Origin of the sequence: Fuerstiella marisgermanici (assembly GCF_001983935.1) — a bacterium.
GTDB lineage: Bacteria > Planctomycetota > Planctomycetia > Planctomycetales > Planctomycetaceae > Fuerstiella > Fuerstiella marisgermanici.
In genome coordinates this window covers 5,665,887-5,684,824 of record NZ_CP017641.1, presented here as the reverse complement: position 1 = coordinate 5,684,824, position 18,938 = coordinate 5,665,887, and the positions used below count along the sequence as shown (strand labels likewise).

Here is an 18,938-nt window from a genome sequence, read left to right as displayed (position 1 = left end):
GTGGACTGATTTTCGCGATGGAAGCGAAACGACCATCGCGAATCGTTCACAAATTGGGCATAATGTCGGGGCACCTGGAATGAGAGATTCGCTATGCCCCACCAACCGACGCGTCGAGACTTCTTTGCCCGCACATCTGACGGACTGCTGGGTGTTGCGCTGGCTAAGCTGCTGAGCGACGACCTTCTGGGTGGTTCGTCAGCGCTGGCCGCCGACCACCATGAGCACGCTGCTGTCCCGCTGGATACGAAGCCGCGGAAGACGCATCATCCGGCCAAAGCGACGTCGGTGATTCAGCTGTTTATGAACGGCGGTCCATCGCAGATGGATTTGTTCGATCCGAAGCCGACGCTAAATCGGATGGACGGTCAGCCGTTTCCTGGCAACGTCGAAGACATCGGCAACCAGAGTACCGCTGACATCGGAGTGATGATGGGGGGGCGCTATGAGTTCGCTCAGCATGGCGAATCTGGTCTCTGGATGGCCGACACTCTGCCAAACACAGCGCAAATGGCGGACGACATTTGCCTGATCAATTCGATGTGGACCGACCACCCGAACCACGACAACGCACTGTACAAAATTCACAGTGGTCGGCTGTTTATGGGCTACCCGACTCTGGGAGCCTGGACGATTTACGGGCTGGGTTCTGAAAACCGAAACCTGCCAGCGTACGTCGTGCTGAACGATCCACTCGGGCAACCCAAAAACGGAACTCGTAACTGGACGGCCGGATTTCTGCCGCCCGTCTTTCAGGGAACGAGGTTCCGCCCAACCGGATCACCCATTCTGAACCTGAAGCCGCAGTTCGAACAACCCTCCGCTGTCACCGAAACCGCGCGATCATTGCTGAATCGGTTGGACAGGCTTCACAAGCAGCAGCGTCCCTTCCGCCCCGAATTGGATGCCAGAATCGAAAGCTACAGCCTTGCCGCTCGCATGCAGCTGTCGGCGACCGAAGCGTTGGACCTGTCTCGAGAATCCCGGCAGACTCAAACGATGTATGGTGTCGGCGAACGCCCAACCGATTCGTATGCCAAGCGTTGCCTGCTGGCTCGACGGTTGGTCGAACGCGGCGTCCGCTTTGTGCAGATTTTCATGGAAGAACAGCCATGGGACAGCCACGCCGACATTGCAGCCAATCATAAAGCCGCCTGCCAACGGACTGACAAACCGGTCGCCGCGTTGTTGCAGGACCTGAAAGAACGCGGGCTGCTGGAATCGACTCTGGTTGTTTGGGGGGGAGAATTCGGACGGACACCGACAACTCAAAAATCTGCCAACGGTTTCAGCGGTCGTGATCACAACATGCAGGCGTTCACATCATGGATGGCCGGCGGCGGAGTTCGTGGCGGAACAGCCTACGGCACCACGGACGAATTCGGGCACAACGTGGTTGAGAATCCCGTCAGCGTCCACGACTTTCACGCGACGATTCTGCATCTTCTGGGTCTCGACCACCAAAAACTGTTCTTCATGCGCAGCGGGCTGGAAGAACGATTGACGGGCATCGAACCGCCTCGAGTGGTGAACGAAATCGTCAGCTGATTCGCGCCGCTGGCCGGAGAGCGTGCGGCTTGGGCCATGCGTACTTCGCTGGGGCGAGGTGGCCAAGCCGTCGACCGCCGGCCATCGTCCGCGCGGATTCTTCCTTCCGAGCCGAAGGCAAGGGAAGGGGCGAACGAGCGGAGCGATGTCCGGGGGAGAGCCACGCAACCACGCCTGCATCGCGCCGACATGCTCGGCCCCTCCCCGACGTTGCTTCGCTCCGTCCGACCTCCCCCGACGCTGCGCTGAGAGAGGTGTATGCGCACCCTCAACACTGAGATTCAAGTCTGCACAATCTCAACGCGTGCCGCGGTCAATCTCTGAGCAACCTTGCCCGTGGCTCAGAAAACTCAATGCAATCACGCGATATCGGCATGCGCATTGCGTTCTACGCTGAGCTGACCGCCGTAGCATTCGGGCGGCGAGAATATTGAGGACGCGGCAAATCGGGACCTGTTCATGCAGATTATCGGCAATCTTAAAGAGACATTCCGCCGTTGGGGTGACGACAACGGAAGTTTGATGGCTGCTGGCGTCGCCTACTATGGAGCCCTTTCCTTCTTCCCGCTACTTCTCACGCTGATTTCCGGCGTAGGGCTGATCCTGCAATTCACGACGGCCGGTCAGAATGCAGAACAGCAAATGTTAAATGCGGTGGGTCAGCAGATGTCTGCCGAACTGCAGCAACATATCGCAACAGCGCTGGATCAGGTTCGTTCTGGAGCCAACACGGGCGGTCCCATCGGCCTGATCTCGCTGCTGATCGGGGCGATGGCCATCTTTGTGCAGTTTGATGCGGCGTTCGATGTGATCTGGAACACAGAATCGTCCGAAGCAAAAGGGGCTGTCGCGGCCGTAAAACGCCTGATTCTGCAGCGCGGCGTGGCCTTTCTGATGCTGATCGGGCTGGGGCTGATTCTGATAACAATTCAGGTCGTCGGAGTCGCCATGACAGCAGCGGCCCAGCTTTCTGATTCGTTACTGCCATCCGGAAATCGGTTGTGGAGTTTCGCTCGCTTTGTACTGCCGCCGATCCTGAACGGCTTGATTTTTACACTCATCTACAAATGGCTGCCGCGAGTTCCCGTCGCGTGGAAGGAAGCTGTTCAGGGCGGAATCTTCGCGGGCGTCGTGTGGGAAGTTGGTCGACAGTTGTTGACGCATTTTCTGGTCGGGACGAAGTATTCCAGCGCGTACGGAGTCGTGGGGTCGTTTATCGCCGTCATGCTGTGGATCTACTACGGCGTTTCCGTGCTGTTTCTGGGAGCTGAGTATGTGCAGTCCGTGTGCGCAAAGTGCAAGAAGGCGTAGCTCAGATGGTTGGTTCGGTCGGCCGCTGAACTACCGGCGTGATCAATGAGCGGCCAGTTCTGCACGATACGCGTCCATCGTGGCACAATTGCGCGCTGATCCGCTCGCTTAGACCGGGCAATTTTCTTTGGCATGGTTCGTGCAATATTGCCAGCGACGCAAACGTCACAGTCATGCCGTCGTAGAACGCGGCGTCGTTCATACTGCCGTCAGGAGCAGAAACCATGAAATCGATCCGGACCATTCTCACAATGACCTTCTGCGTAGCAGTCACTGGTTGCAGCACGGGCGTCGAAGATATCGAAGAAGCTCGCGCCGACTATCAGGAAGCACAACGGGAAGCCGATCGAATTGTCGCCGACGCGCGACAGGAAGCCGACAATCGCGTTGAAGAAACTCGCGAGCAGGCCATGAAGCAGGCCCAACAGGAAACGCGTCGAACGAACGACGCTACGCACCCCGCCGGCGACGAGGGACATGAGGACGAACGAGGTCTCACGGAAGACAAGAGTGCCGCGGCCGTTGCACAAGCTAAGCGTCAGAACGAAAAAGAAGTCGCGGCGGCCAAGCGTAAAGCCGACAAATTGGTGGCTCAGGAGAAACTGGAGCTCGAAGAAACAAAGCAAGCTGCTCTGAAAGACGCACGAGCCAGTTTGCAAAGTGCTAAAGATACTCTGACAGCCCAGCGGGAAGACGTTGTCGAAGCCAAAGCAAAAGTGGCTGCGGCAAAGGTCCGTCTGGAAAACGCAACAGACAAAAACCGCGAAGAGCTTCAGGAAGAACTGCGGGAGGCAGAACTGAAAGTCACTGAGGAACAGAACGACGTTTCTGAAGCTGAGGCGGAGCTGGAAAAGCAAAAACGAAATTTGAAGCGGGTGGAAGTCGCCGTCCAGTAGCTTGGCTAACGCATCAGGTGCGTCTCTCTGATTTCAGTTGTTCAGTTACAAGTTGCTCCTTTCGAAAAAGACATCGCTATGGAAAACACAATGCCCTCCGTCGGTCGTGAATCACCACGCGACTTGTCACCACCAGCAGAAGCTCAATTGCCAACTCGGCGATCCGGCTGGCCGTCTATTCTGTCCAGTTCGGTCACTGTACTGGGTGTGGCAGCGGCGGCTGCCTACACGTCTGCGAAAACTGAAGACAAGGGCGTCGGAATCGCCGCGTGGGTCGCCGTAGCCGTCGTTGGCGCGGCATCGTCGATTTCGGCCGCACGCAACAGGCGACCTCATTCAACCTCCGGGTCGGGCGAATAACCGCCACGGAATCCTGACTGACCATTATTTCGATCTGAATTAGAAAGCGAAAATCATGCCTCACGTTACACCGCTCGACAAAACCAGCGCGTCTCACGAAGTTCACGACCTGCTGAACGCCATTGAGAAAAAGCACGGCAAGGTGCTGAACATCTTCGGCACCATGGCTCACCAGCCAGACGTTCTGAAAGGCGTGGTTAGTATCGATGCCGGGCTGCACAACAACCTGCCCGACAAACTGCGTGAGCTGGCGTATTTTAAGGCCTCTCAAGTTAACCCAACTTCCCCAACTCGAGTCACGAAGGCAGTGTTTTGTGGGGTGAGCGGCCAGAAGTTTCCACTACATTTGCTTTTGGATTATTTTTGAGGGCAGTTTGAGGCTCAGCTTTTCCAGAAGAATCTGCTGATGGTCGGAGGGCTTTGACACGCAGCGGGTGCGGATCTCCGGGCCGGTGCGAGTGGGCAGGACGACGTCCATCGAACGGATCTCCGACAGCTCCGCAAGCACACGGCGCGGTTCGTCGCCCAGCCCTGCTTTGCTGCACAGCTGGCCGAGCGTCTTCCACAACACATACGCCAGAAAACACACGAAGATGTGTGCCAGAACACGGTCCTCCTTCTGATGCCAGATCGGGCGGATCGAAAGATCGCTTTTGTGGATTCGGAACGCGGCTTCCGCTTCGGTCAGTTGGATGTACGCCTTCCAAAGTTCTTCGTCGGACCAGTCGCTGACATTCGTTCGCAGCAGATAGCATCCGGAACTCAGAGTCGCCCAGTCACGCGTAGCTTCGATCTTTGACCATTCGATGCGTGCGGCCCCGTCATCTGTCTTCGTGACTTTCACGTCGAAGAGCTTTGCCGCTCGAGTGTTCTTTCCGAGCAGCCGGCCGATCTCACGTTCGACCTTCATCGGGTCGCGTTTCTGTTTATCGCACCGCGCCGTCATGCGGATGAGCGACTCTTCGATCTTCTTTTCGAAGCGCTGTGTGATCGCTTCTTCCTTCTTTGATCGATCGCGACTGCGACACAGGATGAATGTCTCCGGCGATGTGTTGCAGTCTTCCGATTCATCCGGATCGTCGCTGCCGGGCCACGGCACGACCTTGACTTCCAGGCCATCGCGAATGCTGGTCCAGTCTTCCTTCAGCAGCTCGTGTTCAAACTTCTTCAGCATCGATTTGGGAGTGCCGACGATGTAGCGTCGACCGCCTTCGCGCAGGAATTCGATGTTGTCTTCCGACACCATGCCGCGATCCATGACCCAGATGCGATCGCTTTTCCCGTAGCGTGCTTCCATCGTTTCGACGATGTGTTCCACGGTAGTAACGTCGGCCGTATTGCCGGCAAACACCTTGTATCCCAGCGGCATTCCGCATCGAGACACCACCAGCCCGATGCAGACCTGCTTGCAGTCGCTGCGGTTATCGCGCGAATAGCCACGCTGAGCCAGCGGATTGCGTTCGGCCTGACCTTCGAAGTAAGTGCTGGTGACGTCATACATCAGCAGGTCGTATTCGAGATCGAACAGATGGCCAAGGCGATTCTTCAGATGCGTTTCCAATGCGTCCTTGTGCGGCAGCAGCTGATCGAGTGTGCGGTACAGCCGATTATCGTTCACACGTTCTTCGCTCACGCCGAGCAGATCCCGCAGTGCCGTTTTCGGATACCATTGTTCGGCGGTGAAGAGTTCGCTGGCAGGTTCGAGCAGCCGCGCAATGATCAGAATCAGCGAACTCACATCCCAGCCGACCAGTTCACGACCTTCAGGGATCGCGTTGCTCAGGAACGTATCCAGTTGCAGCGTGCGAATCAGGTGCAGAGCCATCCACGGCCCGCCGAACTGTCGCAGGTTTTCCACACGAACTCCGGCGGCGTTGACTTCGACCCATCGCGGAGTCACGGCAGACGCATCATCATCGAACTCGAATCGCATCTGTCGACTGAGCGGTTGTGACTGATCAGCGGTGACACCGGGTGCAACCTCATCGCTACCGGCCAAAACTTCCGCCGCCTGATGGACGCCCAGTCGACCGGCTTCGTCAAGCTTCCCCAGCCACGCGACCACCCGCTGCCGCGGCCCACTGGCCGAGCGATACGATTCGACCAGCGCCCAGTAGGCGTGGCGACGACCGTTTTTGATTCGATGGCATTGGCGAATGAACATGATCGCAAATGCTACCGATCGATCTCTGACCGGCCAGATCAGAGGTCGTCACTACATCGTGTTTCAGATTTCAAACGCTGGACTTTTGAAACTTCGATAACAAAAACACGCCGAATAAATTCTCTGCAACCACATTTTGTGCCGCTGCTGGGGAAGTTGGGTTAACGGATGCGAATACTGTTCACACTACCATTCCAAAGCCGCACTGAATGCCGGCCTAACCAGCGATCAACTTCGCGCGACCGAAGACTTCGAAAACAGCGACCTGTTTAGCGAGGCCGAAAAGTCGGTCCTAAAGTATGCGGAAGAGCTGACGAAGACAGCAAACGTCAGCGACAAGACGGTCGCAGCCGTCAAGGAGCACATCGGAGATACGGAATTGGTGACTCTGGCAGCCACCGTCGCACTGGCAAACTTCACCAACCGCTTCAACCACGGCCTGGACATCGAACTGCCTTAGTCTTGGGGGGGCAAATGAGAGCTGGCGGTCCGCCGCTGAGCAGGCGTCACTTGGGTGCGGATGAAGGTGTAGTCCAAGTGGAAAAAATTATGGCGGCTGGGACACGCGCGACAACGTCCGATTTCAGACTGATTGACGCCTGCACTTCTATCCTCTCGAGGTGACCGCTAGCGAAAGTCGCTCGCGTGGCCCATCCGACCGCCCTTTCGCTATTGGGAGTGGACAATTTCCACTAACATTAAAGTGGTACACGCGAATAGCTGATGGTGGTTGCGCCGCTTGTGCACTTGCCTATCATGGCAGGCAGCGGGGGGCTTCCCCCGTGTTAACAGTTCCGCGCTGTGGGCTCCATGTCCGGGTGCTCCAAGGACCACAACTGAAACGATACCGACTTCCGGAGATGAGTGTGCAGGCATCTCGTTGGCTTAGGCTGATTCTGAAAGTCACGATCGCAATTGGGATCATGTTGATCCCCATCGGTCCAATCGCTCGAGCATACAACGAAGGATTCGGCGATCCTCCCGGTCCAATTCACGTCTCAAATTATTGGGAGCGTGTGTCGTACACACTAATGCCAACAGGCGTAGCAATAGCTATTCTTGCCGCAGTGTTGCTGATGGTCATTGACCACAGGTCAACAGGCCGATTGCACGGACGCTGCCAAAACGATAGTGAGCGGCAGGACGGGAGTGGCGAATCATAAGTACACTGAACACATTGCGGAATCCCCCAATCACGGTCGTTCAGCCTTTCGTGTGGAGCGGGACGTAGCCGAGCATGGAAGTTAGGCAGGCAAGGAACGCGGTCCAACAAGATGCAACTGAATCAGTGAGTCAGCGAACTTAACGAGGAAGAACGCCGTGATAGCATTGATCTGTCGTGCCATTACCGTCACCGCGTTTCTTATCGCTTGCCCCTTGCTCGGTGACGAGATCACGCCCGAGCTTCGGGCCGCATTCGGGGAAAGACTGGCGGAACTGAGGACGCAGATTTCTTCGAACAAAGCAAATTTGGATGTGCCTTCTGCAATGGAACAACTGCTCTACACACGTTGGCCGGAGGAATCGCTTCCTGAGGTGAATCGCCTGATTCAGGTGAGTGTTAGGAACTTCGGGCTACAGAACTGCGGCAACTCATCGACGATTTGTTCACTCGTACGACGAATTCCGGATGTCTGCGAACCGTACGCGAATGACGTGGCGGAGTTGATGGAGTCGGCAGAGATTGGTGAGAAGCTCGGACTGCTGAGTTCACTAAGATTGCTTGGCGAGAGTGCATCGGGGCAGGTCGAGCTTGTCAGAAAGGAACTCGGACATTCGTCCCCCGTCATTCAGATTCATGCCGCCGCGACTCTGGTCACCATTGCCAATGACGCGGCCGCCACAAGGTTTCTGTTAAGGGCCATGAGTGGAAAGAGCCCACCGTTGCAATGGAGAGCCGTCTATCTGCTGGGGAAATCAGGCCGTAACGAAAAAGCCTGGCTTGAGCCCATCCGCAAACTGGCAAAAGACAACGACGTTGCCGTTCGAACTGCGGCGGCTAGTGCGATTTGGAACCTGACGGGGAAACCGGAAGAGTGCCTGCTAGTGCTGCTGGACGTGATACAGCGACGGGATCAGTCAATGGCTATGGGATTTGCTTACCCCAGCGACATGGGGGATTCTCACCGCATTTTGGCTTTAATGACACTTTCATCGATCGGGACTGATGCAGCTGAAGCAATTCCTCGCGTCATTCAAATTCTCGACGAGACAACGAAGGTTGATCAACCGTCGTCCGCGATCCACAAGCTTTCATGGTACGCGCTGTCGGCTCTGACAGAACTGGGACCGGAGGCGGCAAAGGCGCTGCCCCAAGTCAGGCTCATGGCACAGCGGCCGGGGACCATTTTTCAACAGATTCCCAAGAAAACAGAGGAACTGCTGAGCAAGCTTCAGGCAGCCCGTCCTGGGTAAGTTGCGAGCGGTCCTTGCGTGACATTTCACTTCATCGCTCCCGAGCACTGTTCGTTCCCGACGCTGGAACATTGTTGCGGAAGGTCGACGTGTTGAGCAAAACCTTCCTGCACGACGACGCACAAAGGAATGGCAGTTCCTTGCTTCGTGGCAGTGGTTCCGCTGGGATGCAACCAGAACGCAACTGAGATATGTTATGGGTTCCGAGCATCTCAGTTGCACCTACCACACGTCACCATCCCGAGTCCCACCATGCCATCCTCCTCATCGCGCCTGCGGGCGTCCGCTGCTGTCTTCGAGCTCGCGCCGGAACCGAACGCTGACACTGACAGCCGCACGGGCGTGCGTGTCGAGAAAGTGGTTGGGCCGCTGAAGACGACCGTGCTGTTGCTTGAGGATCAGGGTGATCGCGTGTGCCTGATCACGACTCACTTCGCCGGGACAACGCCGGTGAATGTTAGCGATCTGTTCCGGCAATCGATCGCCGAACTGTTGGGGCTGCCAGTTTCGAACGTGCTTCTTTGCACGTCACACAACCACTGCAGCGCTGTGTTCGCTCGCAACGCCGTGCAACAGTATGCCACTTACGATGAACCCATACAGCCCGCCGACCTGTTGCCGTTGGGTGAAGAGTTTCTGAGAATTCTGCGGCAGACGGCGGGGCAACTGCCGGACTTATTACAGCCGGTGACCGTTTCCTGGACCGAAGGGCACGAAGACCGCATCACGTACAATCGCAAAGGCCGGCGAGCCGATGGCACAAGTTATCTGATGCGTGAAGAAGATCGCCAGCGGCTGGGCGTCGACTTTAATGGCGACATTGATACTCACGCACCGCTCGTCATCTTGAATGATTCGGACGGCAAGCCGGTGGCGGCGATCGCTCATTTCACCGGCCATCCGGTCACCAGTTATCATCCCGAAAAGCCGTTGGTCTTCGGCGAATGGTCGCAGGTGGCGTGTGATCTTGTCGCCGCTCATCTTGATAGCAATCGAACAGTGCCGATTGCATTTCTGCAGGGCTGCGCGGCTGACGTGAATTCGAAATTCATGCTTTCGGGTGATGTTGAGCGGTCGATGACGTTCGGTGGCATGCTGGGGCAAAGTTACATTGATGCCCTGCCGCAGTTGCAGCATTCAGCTCGTGAAGGCATGAACTTTGCCGTAGAAACTGTCCAGCTGCCGCTTGATTCGCTGCCGTCTGAAGATTTCCTGCGACAGGAACTGGCCGAGATGGATGACTTCATTCGGCGAGCCAAAGCGGGCGACGAAGACACGCTCATGTGCGCGGGGCAGAATTTTCCGCGAGCCCTTTCTCCTGCTTACCGAGCTGGCCTGGCGGAAATGGTGCGAACATGGAATGTGTGGGCCTTGGGGATTCACGAAGCGGGCAAAGCGGATTCTGTGCCGACGTCGCTGCCGGTCGACATTTCTGTGCTGCGTGTCGGCGACGTCGGCATCGTGGGAATGCCTTTCGAGCCGTTCCAGGGGATTGGCCGGCAGATACGAAGTCGTTCGCCGCTTCCCATCAATCTGCCGGGCGGTTATACCAACCTCTCTCATGGCTACATCACTGACGCCGCTAACGTGGGCGGACAGGAATACATGAGTGCTCATTATCGCTACACAAAGTTTCGCCCACCGCTGCGCAAGCCTGCTGGAGATGTGGTTGCGGACGCGGCTGTGAAGCTGCTTGAGAAATTTTCTGGATAGGTGAACCTTCGAAAGGGGATACAGCATCGCTTCGAATAGATACTTTGAACTCGGGCCGAGCGCTCAGGTCGACGCGGGCGTCGTGCTGGGATATCGCTATCCCGGCGATTCGCAGCCGACTCGTATCGGCAGCCACGCCATCATTCGTTCGGGCACTACAATTTATGCCAACACCACGATTGGAGATCGTTTCCAATGCGGGCATCAGGTGATCATTCGCGCTGAAGTAACGATTGGCAATCGCTGCGTCGTGCATCATCAGTGTTGTCTGGAAGGTCGATTGCAGATCGGTGACGGAGTTAAGCTGATGGCTCAGGTTTATTTGCCCAGCACAACTCGCATCGGCAACATGGTATTCGTGGGACCTTGCACCACGTTTCTGAATGCTCGATATCCTATGCGAGCCGATCCCGCCGTGCAGGGGCCGATTATTGAGGACCATGTGTGCATCGGCGGCGGCGTGACTGTTTGTCCTGGCGTGACGATTGGCCGCAATTCGATGGTCGGTGCTGGAGCCGTCGTCAATAAAGACGTTCCGCCGAACACGATGGCCTATGGCGTGCCCGCTCGTCATTCTCCTTTGCCGGACCACATTGCCGAAGGCAACCTGCCGGAGCAGCTATTACCGCAAACAGATTTATGGGGTGCTCAAAGTGACGATTCGTGGCGCGATGAGGACTGGTGGGAGGAAGCGACCTCATAATCTGACTGGCGGCTGGCGGTGACGGCTATTGGGCGGTGTCGAAACTCACTGCCACCTCGCCGTCGTTGTTATGGCGGCTCGCACTGCTGTCGTTCACCTGCAGCCAAAGCGAACCGTCGAACGGTGCGTTGACTGTGGCTGATCGGCCGATCGGAAAACGCGGCGAAATCTTTAAGCCATCGTCCGCGACCCAGATGCCGATCACTTTGCCGAGCGGTTGGCGGCGATGGTATTCGATGCTGACGCCCTGAGGTTCGCTGACCCATCGCGTTGGCTTATCGTTGACTGAAAAGCAGCCGTCGCAGGTGATCCGGACGGAATCTCCACTTGAAACTTGCAAGCCGAAATCCTGCCAGCCGTAACTGGCTCGCACTTTAAGTTTGCTGCCGCTGGCGGAAGCGCCATTCCGATGCACGGGGAAGCTGCGTTTGGCGTCGAAGCCTTCTTCCAGGTCTTCAACCGTGAGCAACCAATCAATTCGCAACTGGTCTTCGACGGATTCGAGAATCGCAGCATTCTGCCCGATGAATTCATCGCGTCGGCGAAGTTCTATTAAGGGGTCGAAAACGGATTTGTATTTCGGGTGCGTCTGCAGCAGCCAGCACAGTGCCCATGAAGCAGCGTACTGATCGTCTGCCTGAAAATTGGCGACAGTATTCGGCATCACTTCGGGCAAAGAAGGTATCGGCAGGGTTTCAGACGTTGAAGTTGAAGAACGCCTGAACTGTCGCTTAAGTTCTGAGATGCGTCCCCAACCTTCGAAGCCTTCAAAACCATCCGGCAGAACCGCAAACTCTGCTCTAGCGACAGACTGGCCGTCTGGAACCAGCCGATGAGTCGCAAAATATTCGGCCATACCTTCGATGTACCACAACGGTGGAATGTCCTGCATGCCGCTTTCGCAGGTCATGAAGCAATGAACGAATTCGTGAAACAGCAAGTGACGGCGGTAATAGTCCTCCGTTTGGTCGTACATCCAGAACTGATAATCCAGATGTCGTCCCTGCCGAAACGTGTAGCCGGGAGGCGGCATCAAGCCCGCCGCCAGAAAGCGATTTTCGTCGGCCATTAGGTGTCCCGTCACCTTAAATTCTGAGCCATCCGATGCAGGCGGCAGTGGGCCGAAGTGAGCTTCCAACGCTGCAAAGAGCTGATCGGCCAACGCCGGCAGATGAGCTACCTTGTCGGCCGGAAGGTCCGAGAGCAGAATTAGCCGGCGGCCATCATAGCGCGAAATGCCGTTGGCCTGCAGGCGTTTTTCGCTAAGAGGCGGACGATCATCGGCGATGCGTTGTTGGACGTTCGCATCTTGCGATCCATCAGAATGCAACGCATCAACTTGCGCGGGATACTCAGGCTCGTTTTTACCTGCTACCTCTTCGGGCGGAGGTGTGTCCTTCCTGAAGACACCTGCAACGGGCGACTCGAATTTTGGTTGCGATGACGATGCCTGCTGCTCGGCTTTGGGCGAAGGCGGGGCAGAAGGCTGCGATGAGTCGCCGCAACCGACCACGGTCAGCAGCATCACCACGACGAGCCACCCCTGCATTTTGATCGGCGTGATCGGGAGCTGGGATTTGCGCGGGCAACCCACTTTCGGCAACCTTACTGCTTCTTCTGGCGGAACAGCCATGGCACCAGCCCGTCGTTATCGGAATACGATGGAGTCCACGAATTGTGTTCCACGCCAGGCAGTTCGACGTAAACCGGATTGCCGCCCGCCTTGCGAAGTGCGGCGACGGCAAGGCGACTGCGTTCGACCGGCACTGCGTTGTCCGCGTCTCCGTGAGCCACCCAGACGGGCACATCTTTTAATACCGCAAGGCTGTCGTTGTCGGCACCGCCGCAGATAGGAGCGACCGCCGCGAACAGGTTTGGTTTTCTGACGGCCAGGTCCCATGAACCGTAGCCTCCCATCGACAGGCCGGTGACGTAGATTCGGCTCTTATCAATTGGCTCGCCAGCCATTGTCTTTTCAATAATTTGCATGACGACTTTCATCTGATCACCCGGCTCGTCTGGTGCTTCATGAGTTCCCTCAAGACTCCAGTCGACCTCAACCCACTTCGCATCCTTGCGGCACTGAGGCGCGATCACATAGCACGGAAAACGTTCTCGCCAGCGAGGCTGAGCCATTTGTTCGGGGAAGTATTGAAGCTGACTTTTGTTGTCGTCCCCTCGTTCGCCCGCGCCGTGCAGGAACAGCACCAGCGGATACTTTTTGCCTTCCTCCACCTTGGCAGGCGGCATGATTCGGTAGTGAAAGGTTTCGTCTTTGAACTCGCCGCCCGTGTATTGAACAGTCTTGTCCGCGAAGACTTCCGTTGCGTCGACTTTGGTTTCATCTTTGGCCGGTTCTGTTCCACCCACCACGTGATCACGCCACAACCAACGCAACGAATCCGGTAAAATCGCTCCGCCATGCTTTGGGCTATGACGGCCTGTGCCTGCGACGAATTTGTAGTCGTAGTCTTTGAACTTTAAAGCGGCCGCCATCTGTTGATTGGACAACCACCAGTTGCCGTGCTGATTGTCCAGGTCGTTTTCGCCGTCCTGCAGGAAGACTCGAATAGCCTTGTTGTCCGTCTTGCGAATCAATGCGGGGTAGACATGTCCGCCGCGAATGTTGGTGAAGCTGCCGATGTGGCTTAGCACTTTGCTGAACCATTCCGGATGCTGCCACGCCGCCGTGAAGGCACAAATGCCGCCGGACGACGCACCGCAGATGGCTCGATCGTCCGCACTATTGGTCAAGTTTAGTTTTTGGTCTTCGGCAATGTGTGGCAGTAGTTCTTCGATCACGAAACGGGCGTATTGATCGCTAAGCGTGTCGTATTCGAAGCTTCGATTGTTGGCTCGCCAACGATTTTCGGGCTGTTTGTCGGCCTTGTGGCCGGGGTTGATAAAGACACCAATCGTGACAGGAAGATCGCCCTTGTGAATCACGTTGTCGAACACAATGGGAGCTCGTACCTGCCCGTCTTCGCTGACATAAGCGTGGCCATCCTGAAACACCATGACGCAGGCGGGTTGAGTTCCGTCGTACTGTTGTGGCACGTAGACGTAGTACTCGCGAGTTGTGCCTTCAAAGATGCTGCTTTGCCAAACGTGCTTTGTCACGTCGCCCTTCGGAACACCTTCGTGCCGTTGAGATTCCGGGCCGAGTTCGTAAATGGCGTCCGGATCTTCATCCGCATGACAGGTCGAGGTTAGGTTGGGCATGGGCAATGCGAAAAGTGCGGCAGAAAGAAGAACAAAGAAATGTTTCATGGCGGACACAGCCTGTGGAATGATCGGAGATGATTTCGAAGTCAAACATATCGTCTGTCGCGGCTCAGCGCGAAGCAGCATTGAACGTCGCAGTGACTTCTACGTGCGGGGTGAGCCGGACATCAATTCGACGACGCCCCTTTTTTACTGGAACCGCCCTTCAGCAGATGGAACGGCCCCGGCAGTTCTGCTCGAGCGTGAGCCGCTTTGCGCCACGTCAGGACGACGTCCGGATGATCGGCGAAAATGCCGTCGACGCGAGCCTCCTTCACCAGCCAGTCCAATAGTTTGGTGGGAGATTCTGCGAACTCGGGCAGGTCGTCAACGCGGTACGTCCAGACGTGAACCATCAAAGCGTGTTCGTGAGCCGCCGCAACCACATCGGTGACTTGCGGCTTGCCGTTTTTCGCTCCTGATACAACGGCTGTGAGTTTCACGCCGATGCCGTCTGCGACTTTGGAGATCGCAGCGATTTCTTCGGCCGTCGGGGTGTTGCCGAGTAGTTGAATCAGCGGCAGTCGGCACTTGAGTTCCGTTCGCAGACGCAGGACTTCCGGTTCTTCGAAACACTGCAGGAAGACTTTGTCTTTGCTGGTTTTGTAACCGTAGTCGGCCAGTGTCTGCAGAATAACTTTGGATGGGTCCAGGCCGTTTTTTCGATGCAGCGCGGGCTGCTTGATTTCAACGTATAACCCCGCTGTGTGTGGGCGTGATTGATTGAGGCCCTGGATCAATTCGATGTGTTCTTTCAGTGTTCCGATCTGAAAGTTGCCCTTGCCGCGTGGGAATCGTTTTCGTGATTCAGATTCGTAGCGTTCCACGACGTTAAGTTGCTTCAGTTCGCTAAGTGTGAAGTCGAACACGTAGTATTTGCCGTCGCGGGAACGGTCGGGGAAAACGTCGGCCACGTTGCTCACTGAATTTAACGTGACGTCGTGCAGCACGACGGCGACACTGTCTTTCGTGAGCACCACGTCCTGTTCGATGTAGTCGGCTTCCAGCGCGTGAGCGAACGCGGCTGATTCGGTTGTGTGCTCCGGCAGATAACCGGACGCACCTCGGTGAGCGATCACAATGGGCGTCGGCAGCGACAGCGTCTGGCTAATTGCGGCCACTCGGCCGCGGCTTGCTGCTGATGGGATCTCGTCGTCGGCCATGAGGACGCTCATCAACAGAATGGGAACACAGCAGGCACTTAGTTTCATGTCAGTAACTCCAATTGTAGCCATGTAGACGGATCGTACGCCGTCGGAAAGTCTTCGCCAATCGACAGCGGCTGGTCACCGAGTTCCGAATCCTGGAGGACGCAGGAAAAACCGATCCGCCCCAATTCTGAAACGTCGCGAAACCCGTACAGCTGGCTGGCCGGGATCCACACTTCGAATTCGTACCCGTCTTTCTTTTGGTGAGTTCGGTATACCATCTTTTTGGGATTCGATTCGATCCGCTGAGCTCGCTGTTGAGCGATCGGCATCACGACCACAGCCGGGGCGTCGTCGGATTCTTCATCGACCGGCAGGCAGGCGAAGTGATGGCAATATTCTGTCGCTCGATGCACATTGCCAGCGGGGCGAGTATCAATCCACAACAGGATGGCGTCTGAATGTTTGGTGTCGTGGGCCGAACCGGCGGTGGGTTTGGTCTTGCCTGCAACGTTAACGGCGATGCCAAATCCGTCCGCATTCCAACCCGCCTTAAAGGACGCGAAAGACGGTTGGTCGTTCATCGCCGACGGAACGAACAGCCTGCAGTCGTCCGGCAGATTCAGCAGCCGACCGGACGCCTTTTTCGACGGCCCGTCGCAACCTGGCACGGGCAGCCGAAAATCGAACAGCAGCGAAGGAGGTACAACGTGATCCATGTTTGGTTCGTTTTCGAGTGGTCTGAAGGGGCGCGCATCAGACTGTAAGCCCGCCACAGGCAAAGTTCCAGTGTTGGGAGCAGAACGCCCAATCGTCTTCATTCTGCGGCAACCGTTGCCGAAACACAGTGTCCATCAAGGCGAACAGTTCCGTTTGGACGGGTTCTGCCGAATGGAGAAATCAGGAAGTTGGTTCGGTTCACCAAGAGCTGGCGAGCGGGGCGGGGGTTAATCCGGACCATTTGGCATATCCCCCCGTCGCGTTTTCGACTTCGGACGTCCGTAAAGGCGATACCGATACTGGATGAGAGGCATCGCGCTTGGTGGGATCGTTTCTGGATAGCAAAGAAGTGGCAGATCTATGAAATTTTCAATGCGTTCTAAAATTCGTGCTGGTGCGAAGCGTAGCATCACGAGCGTGAACCCCGCTGAGATCGATACGCTGGAATCGCGGCTGCTTCTGACCACTACGCCGAACATATTGACACCCACCGGCGACGTGGCAGACGCGACGCCTCAGTTCACGTGGGAAGCCGTTGATGGCGCCGAAAGCTACGACTTGTGGGTCACCAGCCTGGAAACCTACGAGACCGCCTTTGTGGCCAGAGACATCGTCGGCACCAGCTACACGGCCGCCGAAGGCGAAGTTACGCTCGGGAAAATTCGGATTTGGGCGCGAGCCAATTTTTCTGATGACACTTCGTCTGATTGGTCTCCCGCGTCCGTCGCCACCATCGTTGCGGCTCCTACTGCCAGCGTAGCGGGCGTGACCGGGGCAACGAATCGCACAACCGACAGCACACCCGAAATCACATGGACCTCGCCTCGCGCGGCCAGTCAGTTCAAGATCTGGGTGACAGATCTCACTGAAAAACGAGCTTTGGAACAAGCAGCGGCTGACGCCGGGTCAACCGATCCAATCGACGTCACGAGCTATTCGAAGCAATACACTGTACAGAATCTAACGCCCGTTTTGGACGACGAGGGCAACCCCACAGTCGATGACGATGGCAATCTGGTTCTGCAGGAAGTTCGTTCGTTTGTCATTCCCGAAGATCCGACGGACGCCGACAGCGAACCTCGCGAATTCGATATGGGGCGTTACAGAATCTGGATTCGTGCTATCGACCTGAGCGGCAAGGCCACAGGATGGAGTTCTGCGTACACGTTTGATGTCGGGCCGGACCCGCAGAACCTGACGCCGGATTCTCCTACGTTTCAGGTCACACCGGACCTCACGTGGGACACTGTTGACGGGGCAACTCACTACGAAGTTTACGTTTCGGAAGTCGGCACGACGTCGCCCTTCTTCCGTCGCACTGTCGAAGCGACTGCCAACGCGACCCGGCAGTCGACTCAGATGGTCCAATCTCAAGTGGGCACGCCAATCGTTGAAAACGACAATGGCACAGTCGAAGCCTTCGAACGCCCGCTGCTGGATCAGGACGGTGAGGAAACTCTGTACCAAATTTTGTCTGGCGAATATCGCTTCTGGGTGCGAGCGATCAACATGGGCGAAGGCCTGCCAACGGTGACTGGTGCGTGGAGTGCCCCTGCTACCTTCAGCAGCATCGAGGCACCAGCGATCACAGCCCCCGTGCCGGACCAGGGTGTTATCACGTCGGCCACTCCAACCGTGACATGGACACCGATTCACGGAACGGCTCGCTACGAAGTGTTGGTTCACAAATTTAATTCACGACCTCCGTTTCTTGAGGCAACCAGCACCACAACCAGCTACACATTTGCGGAAGCACTTCCGGCTGGTCAGTACACCGTGTGGGTGCGAGCGTTGGACACGCGCGGTAATCCTTCACCGTGGAGTGCTCCTCAACACATGACCATCACCGGCGGTCGTCCAGTCATTACGTCGCCTACGCCGGGCGAAGTGGTCGACTTCCCGACCTTTACGTGGGTTGGCGTGCCGGAAGCTGCTTCTTACGAGGTTTGGGTGTCTCACGTCGGCGTTGACTTCACATTCGTCAACGTGAGCGGAATCGAAGATACATCGTTCCAGCCTAACGATCCGGCCAATCCAGGTTCGGTACCACTTAGTGAAGGTGACTACCGAATCTGGGTGCGAGCGATCATGGCCGACGGTTCGTTCGGCCCGTGGAGTGCGCCTGTCAGCTTCAAAGGCGGCATTCCCACGACCGATGCCACGCCGGTTGACGACGAATTGATGGTCACCAGCCTGCCGCGAGAACTGAACGTGGAAGCCGCTGCCACAACTCAGCCGGCTCAGGACAGCTGGCAACCGGATGATTCGGTTCCGGCGTCAATGGCGGACTTCGAAGAAGACGTTCAACCGCCAGCGGACGATCTTTCGCCGCTGCCAATGCAACCGGTCCGCGGCAACGCGGCCGCTCAGCTCGACATCGATCTGGTCAGCACTCTGGCTCAGGAATGCGTCGAAACCGAGTGGTGGGCCGGCAAAGACGTTCGTGAAAATGGCTGATACAGCAAGCCAGTGACGCCATAACGGCCGGATTGTCGACGTTATTCCCGTTGGAATGCGAAGGCTGCCACTCCACGGCGGGTAAAACAGCTTTGAGACACGCGCTGGAGGTCAACCTTGCGGCCCTGTCTGCCAAACCCGGTGAAACCTTGCGGGAATGCAGATGTCTGGTTGCCCAGCGTGCTGGTGCTCCGTAGACTGACGCAGCTTCGGGCTTTCACGCCCACTCAGGATGGCCT

15 protein-coding genes and 1 pseudogene are annotated in these 18,938 nt (G+C 56.7%); 10 read left to right on the top strand and 6 right to left on the bottom strand.

Annotation, left to right across the window (positions count from 1 at the left end; all coding sequences use genetic code 11):
- The first annotated feature begins 93 nt into the window (after positions 1-93).
- From Fuma_RS21160 to Fuma_RS21135, 5 genes are all read left to right on the top strand, one after another.
- On the top strand, positions 94-1,548 hold the full coding sequence (locus Fuma_RS21160; protein WP_077025871.1) for a DUF1501 domain-containing protein: 1,455 nt from the start codon (positions 94-96) through the stop codon (positions 1,546-1,548).
- Between the two features lie 459 nt (positions 1,549-2,007).
- Positions 2,008-2,859 carry a YihY/virulence factor BrkB family protein gene (locus Fuma_RS21155; RefSeq protein WP_077025870.1) on the top strand — a complete coding sequence of 284 codons (852 nt, stop codon included), beginning with the start codon at positions 2,008-2,010 and terminating at the stop codon, positions 2,857-2,859.
- Between the two features lie 224 nt (positions 2,860-3,083).
- A complete protein-coding gene (locus Fuma_RS21145) occupies positions 3,084-3,755 on the top strand; it encodes a hypothetical protein (RefSeq protein WP_077025868.1) in 672 nt (223 codons plus the stop codon).
- Positions 3,756-3,833: 78 nt separating this feature from the next.
- Positions 3,834-4,115: a hypothetical protein gene (locus tag Fuma_RS21140; RefSeq protein WP_077025867.1), complete on the top strand. Its 282-nt coding sequence runs from the start codon at positions 3,834-3,836 to the stop codon at positions 4,113-4,115.
- A 55-nt stretch (positions 4,116-4,170) separates the two neighbouring features.
- Entirely contained in the window at positions 4,171-4,482 is a 312-nt protein-coding gene (locus Fuma_RS21135) for a hypothetical protein (RefSeq protein WP_077025866.1), read from the top strand.
- On the opposite strand, the gene Fuma_RS21130 is transcribed toward Fuma_RS21135, so the two are convergent.
- Entirely contained in the window at positions 4,456-6,279 is a 1,824-nt protein-coding gene (locus Fuma_RS21130; protein ID WP_077023619.1) for an IS1634 family transposase, read from the bottom strand. The two genes, Fuma_RS21135 and Fuma_RS21130, sit on opposite strands and share 27 nt — an antisense overlap.
- A gap of 136 nt (positions 6,280-6,415) precedes the next feature.
- On the opposite strand from Fuma_RS21130, the gene Fuma_RS21125 reads away from it, so the two are divergent.
- The 4 genes from Fuma_RS21125 to Fuma_RS21105 all read left to right on the top strand — a co-directional run bounded on the left by Fuma_RS21125 (position 6,416) and on the right by Fuma_RS21105 (position 11,110).
- Complete coding sequence (locus Fuma_RS21125; protein ID WP_077025865.1) at positions 6,416-6,739, top strand: carboxymuconolactone decarboxylase family protein; 324 nt, start codon at positions 6,416-6,418, stop codon at positions 6,737-6,739.
- Positions 6,740-7,599: 860 nt separating this feature from the next.
- Positions 7,600-8,694 carry a HEAT repeat domain-containing protein gene (locus tag Fuma_RS21115; protein WP_145944287.1) on the top strand — a complete coding sequence of 365 codons (1,095 nt, stop codon included), beginning with the start codon at positions 7,600-7,602 and terminating at the stop codon, positions 8,692-8,694.
- A 252-nt stretch (positions 8,695-8,946) separates the two neighbouring features.
- Positions 8,947-10,407 carry a hypothetical protein gene (locus tag Fuma_RS21110; protein ID WP_077025862.1) on the top strand — a complete coding sequence of 487 codons (1,461 nt, stop codon included), beginning with the start codon at positions 8,947-8,949 and terminating at the stop codon, positions 10,405-10,407.
- Between the two features lie 82 nt (positions 10,408-10,489).
- Positions 10,490-11,110 (top strand): acyltransferase, encoded by a 621-nt coding sequence (locus tag Fuma_RS21105; protein WP_077025861.1) that lies wholly within the window; start codon positions 10,490-10,492, stop codon positions 11,108-11,110.
- Between the two features lie 25 nt (positions 11,111-11,135).
- On the opposite strand, the gene Fuma_RS21100 is transcribed toward Fuma_RS21105, so the two are convergent.
- From Fuma_RS21100 to Fuma_RS21085, 5 genes and pseudogenes are all read right to left on the bottom strand, one after another.
- Positions 11,136-12,659, bottom strand: a complete 1,524-nt coding sequence (locus Fuma_RS21100; RefSeq protein ID WP_077025860.1) for a hypothetical protein — start codon at positions 12,657-12,659, stop codon at positions 11,136-11,138.
- Positions 12,660-12,715: 56 nt separating this feature from the next.
- A complete protein-coding gene (locus Fuma_RS36665) occupies positions 12,716-13,360 on the bottom strand; it encodes a carboxylesterase family protein (RefSeq protein WP_083732609.1) in 645 nt (214 codons plus the stop codon).
- A 126-nt stretch (positions 13,361-13,486) separates the two neighbouring features.
- Positions 13,487-14,332 (bottom strand): annotated as a pseudogene (locus Fuma_RS36660) (alpha/beta hydrolase); the annotation flags it as partial.
- Between the two features lie 170 nt (positions 14,333-14,502).
- Positions 14,503-15,585: a glycerophosphodiester phosphodiesterase gene (gene glpQ / locus Fuma_RS21090; RefSeq protein WP_077025858.1), complete on the bottom strand. Its 1,083-nt coding sequence runs from the start codon at positions 15,583-15,585 to the stop codon at positions 14,503-14,505.
- A complete protein-coding gene (locus Fuma_RS21085) occupies positions 15,582-16,241 on the bottom strand; it encodes a DOMON domain-containing protein (protein ID WP_077025857.1) in 660 nt (219 codons plus the stop codon). Before Fuma_RS21085 ends, glpQ begins: the two co-directional genes overlap by 4 nt.
- 373 nt (positions 16,242-16,614) lie before the next feature.
- On the opposite strand from Fuma_RS21085, the gene Fuma_RS21075 reads away from it, so the two are divergent.
- Complete coding sequence (locus tag Fuma_RS21075) at positions 16,615-18,699, top strand: fibronectin type III domain-containing protein (RefSeq protein ID WP_077025855.1); 2,085 nt, start codon at positions 16,615-16,617, stop codon at positions 18,697-18,699.
- Positions 18,700-18,938: the final 239 nt, after the last annotated feature.

Excerpts from the sequence above, each read along its gene's own strand:
- Fuma_RS21160 (WP_077025871.1), top strand. The coding sequence starts at position 94 with ATGCCCCACCAACCGACGCGTCGAGACTTCTTTGCCCGCACATCTGAC.
- Fuma_RS21155 (WP_077025870.1), top strand. The coding sequence starts at position 2,008 with ATGCAGATTATCGGCAATCTTAAAGAGACATTCCGCCGTTGGGGTGAC.
- Fuma_RS21145 (WP_077025868.1), top strand. The coding sequence starts at position 3,084 with ATGAAATCGATCCGGACCATTCTCACAATGACCTTCTGCGTAGCAGTC.
- Fuma_RS21140 (WP_077025867.1), top strand. The coding sequence starts at position 3,834 with ATGGAAAACACAATGCCCTCCGTCGGTCGTGAATCACCACGCGACTTG.
- Fuma_RS21135 (WP_077025866.1), top strand. The coding sequence starts at position 4,171 with ATGCCTCACGTTACACCGCTCGACAAAACCAGCGCGTCTCACGAAGTT.
- Fuma_RS21130 (WP_077023619.1), bottom strand. The coding sequence starts at position 6,279 with ATGTTCATTCGCCAATGCCATCGAATCAAAAACGGTCGTCGCCACGCC.
- Fuma_RS21110 (WP_077025862.1), top strand. The coding sequence starts at position 8,947 with ATGCCATCCTCCTCATCGCGCCTGCGGGCGTCCGCTGCTGTCTTCGAG.
- Fuma_RS21100 (WP_077025860.1), bottom strand. The coding sequence starts at position 12,659 with ATGCAGGGGTGGCTCGTCGTGGTGATGCTGCTGACCGTGGTCGGTTGC.
- Fuma_RS36665 (WP_083732609.1), bottom strand. The coding sequence starts at position 13,360 with ATGCCGCCTGCCAAGGTGGAGGAAGGCAAAAAGTATCCGCTGGTGCTG.
- glpQ (WP_077025858.1), bottom strand. The coding sequence starts at position 15,585 with ATGAAACTAAGTGCCTGCTGTGTTCCCATTCTGTTGATGAGCGTCCTC.
- Fuma_RS21085 (WP_077025857.1), bottom strand. The coding sequence starts at position 16,241 with ATGGATCACGTTGTACCTCCTTCGCTGCTGTTCGATTTTCGGCTGCCC.
- Fuma_RS21075 (WP_077025855.1), top strand. The coding sequence starts at position 16,615 with ATGCGTTCTAAAATTCGTGCTGGTGCGAAGCGTAGCATCACGAGCGTG.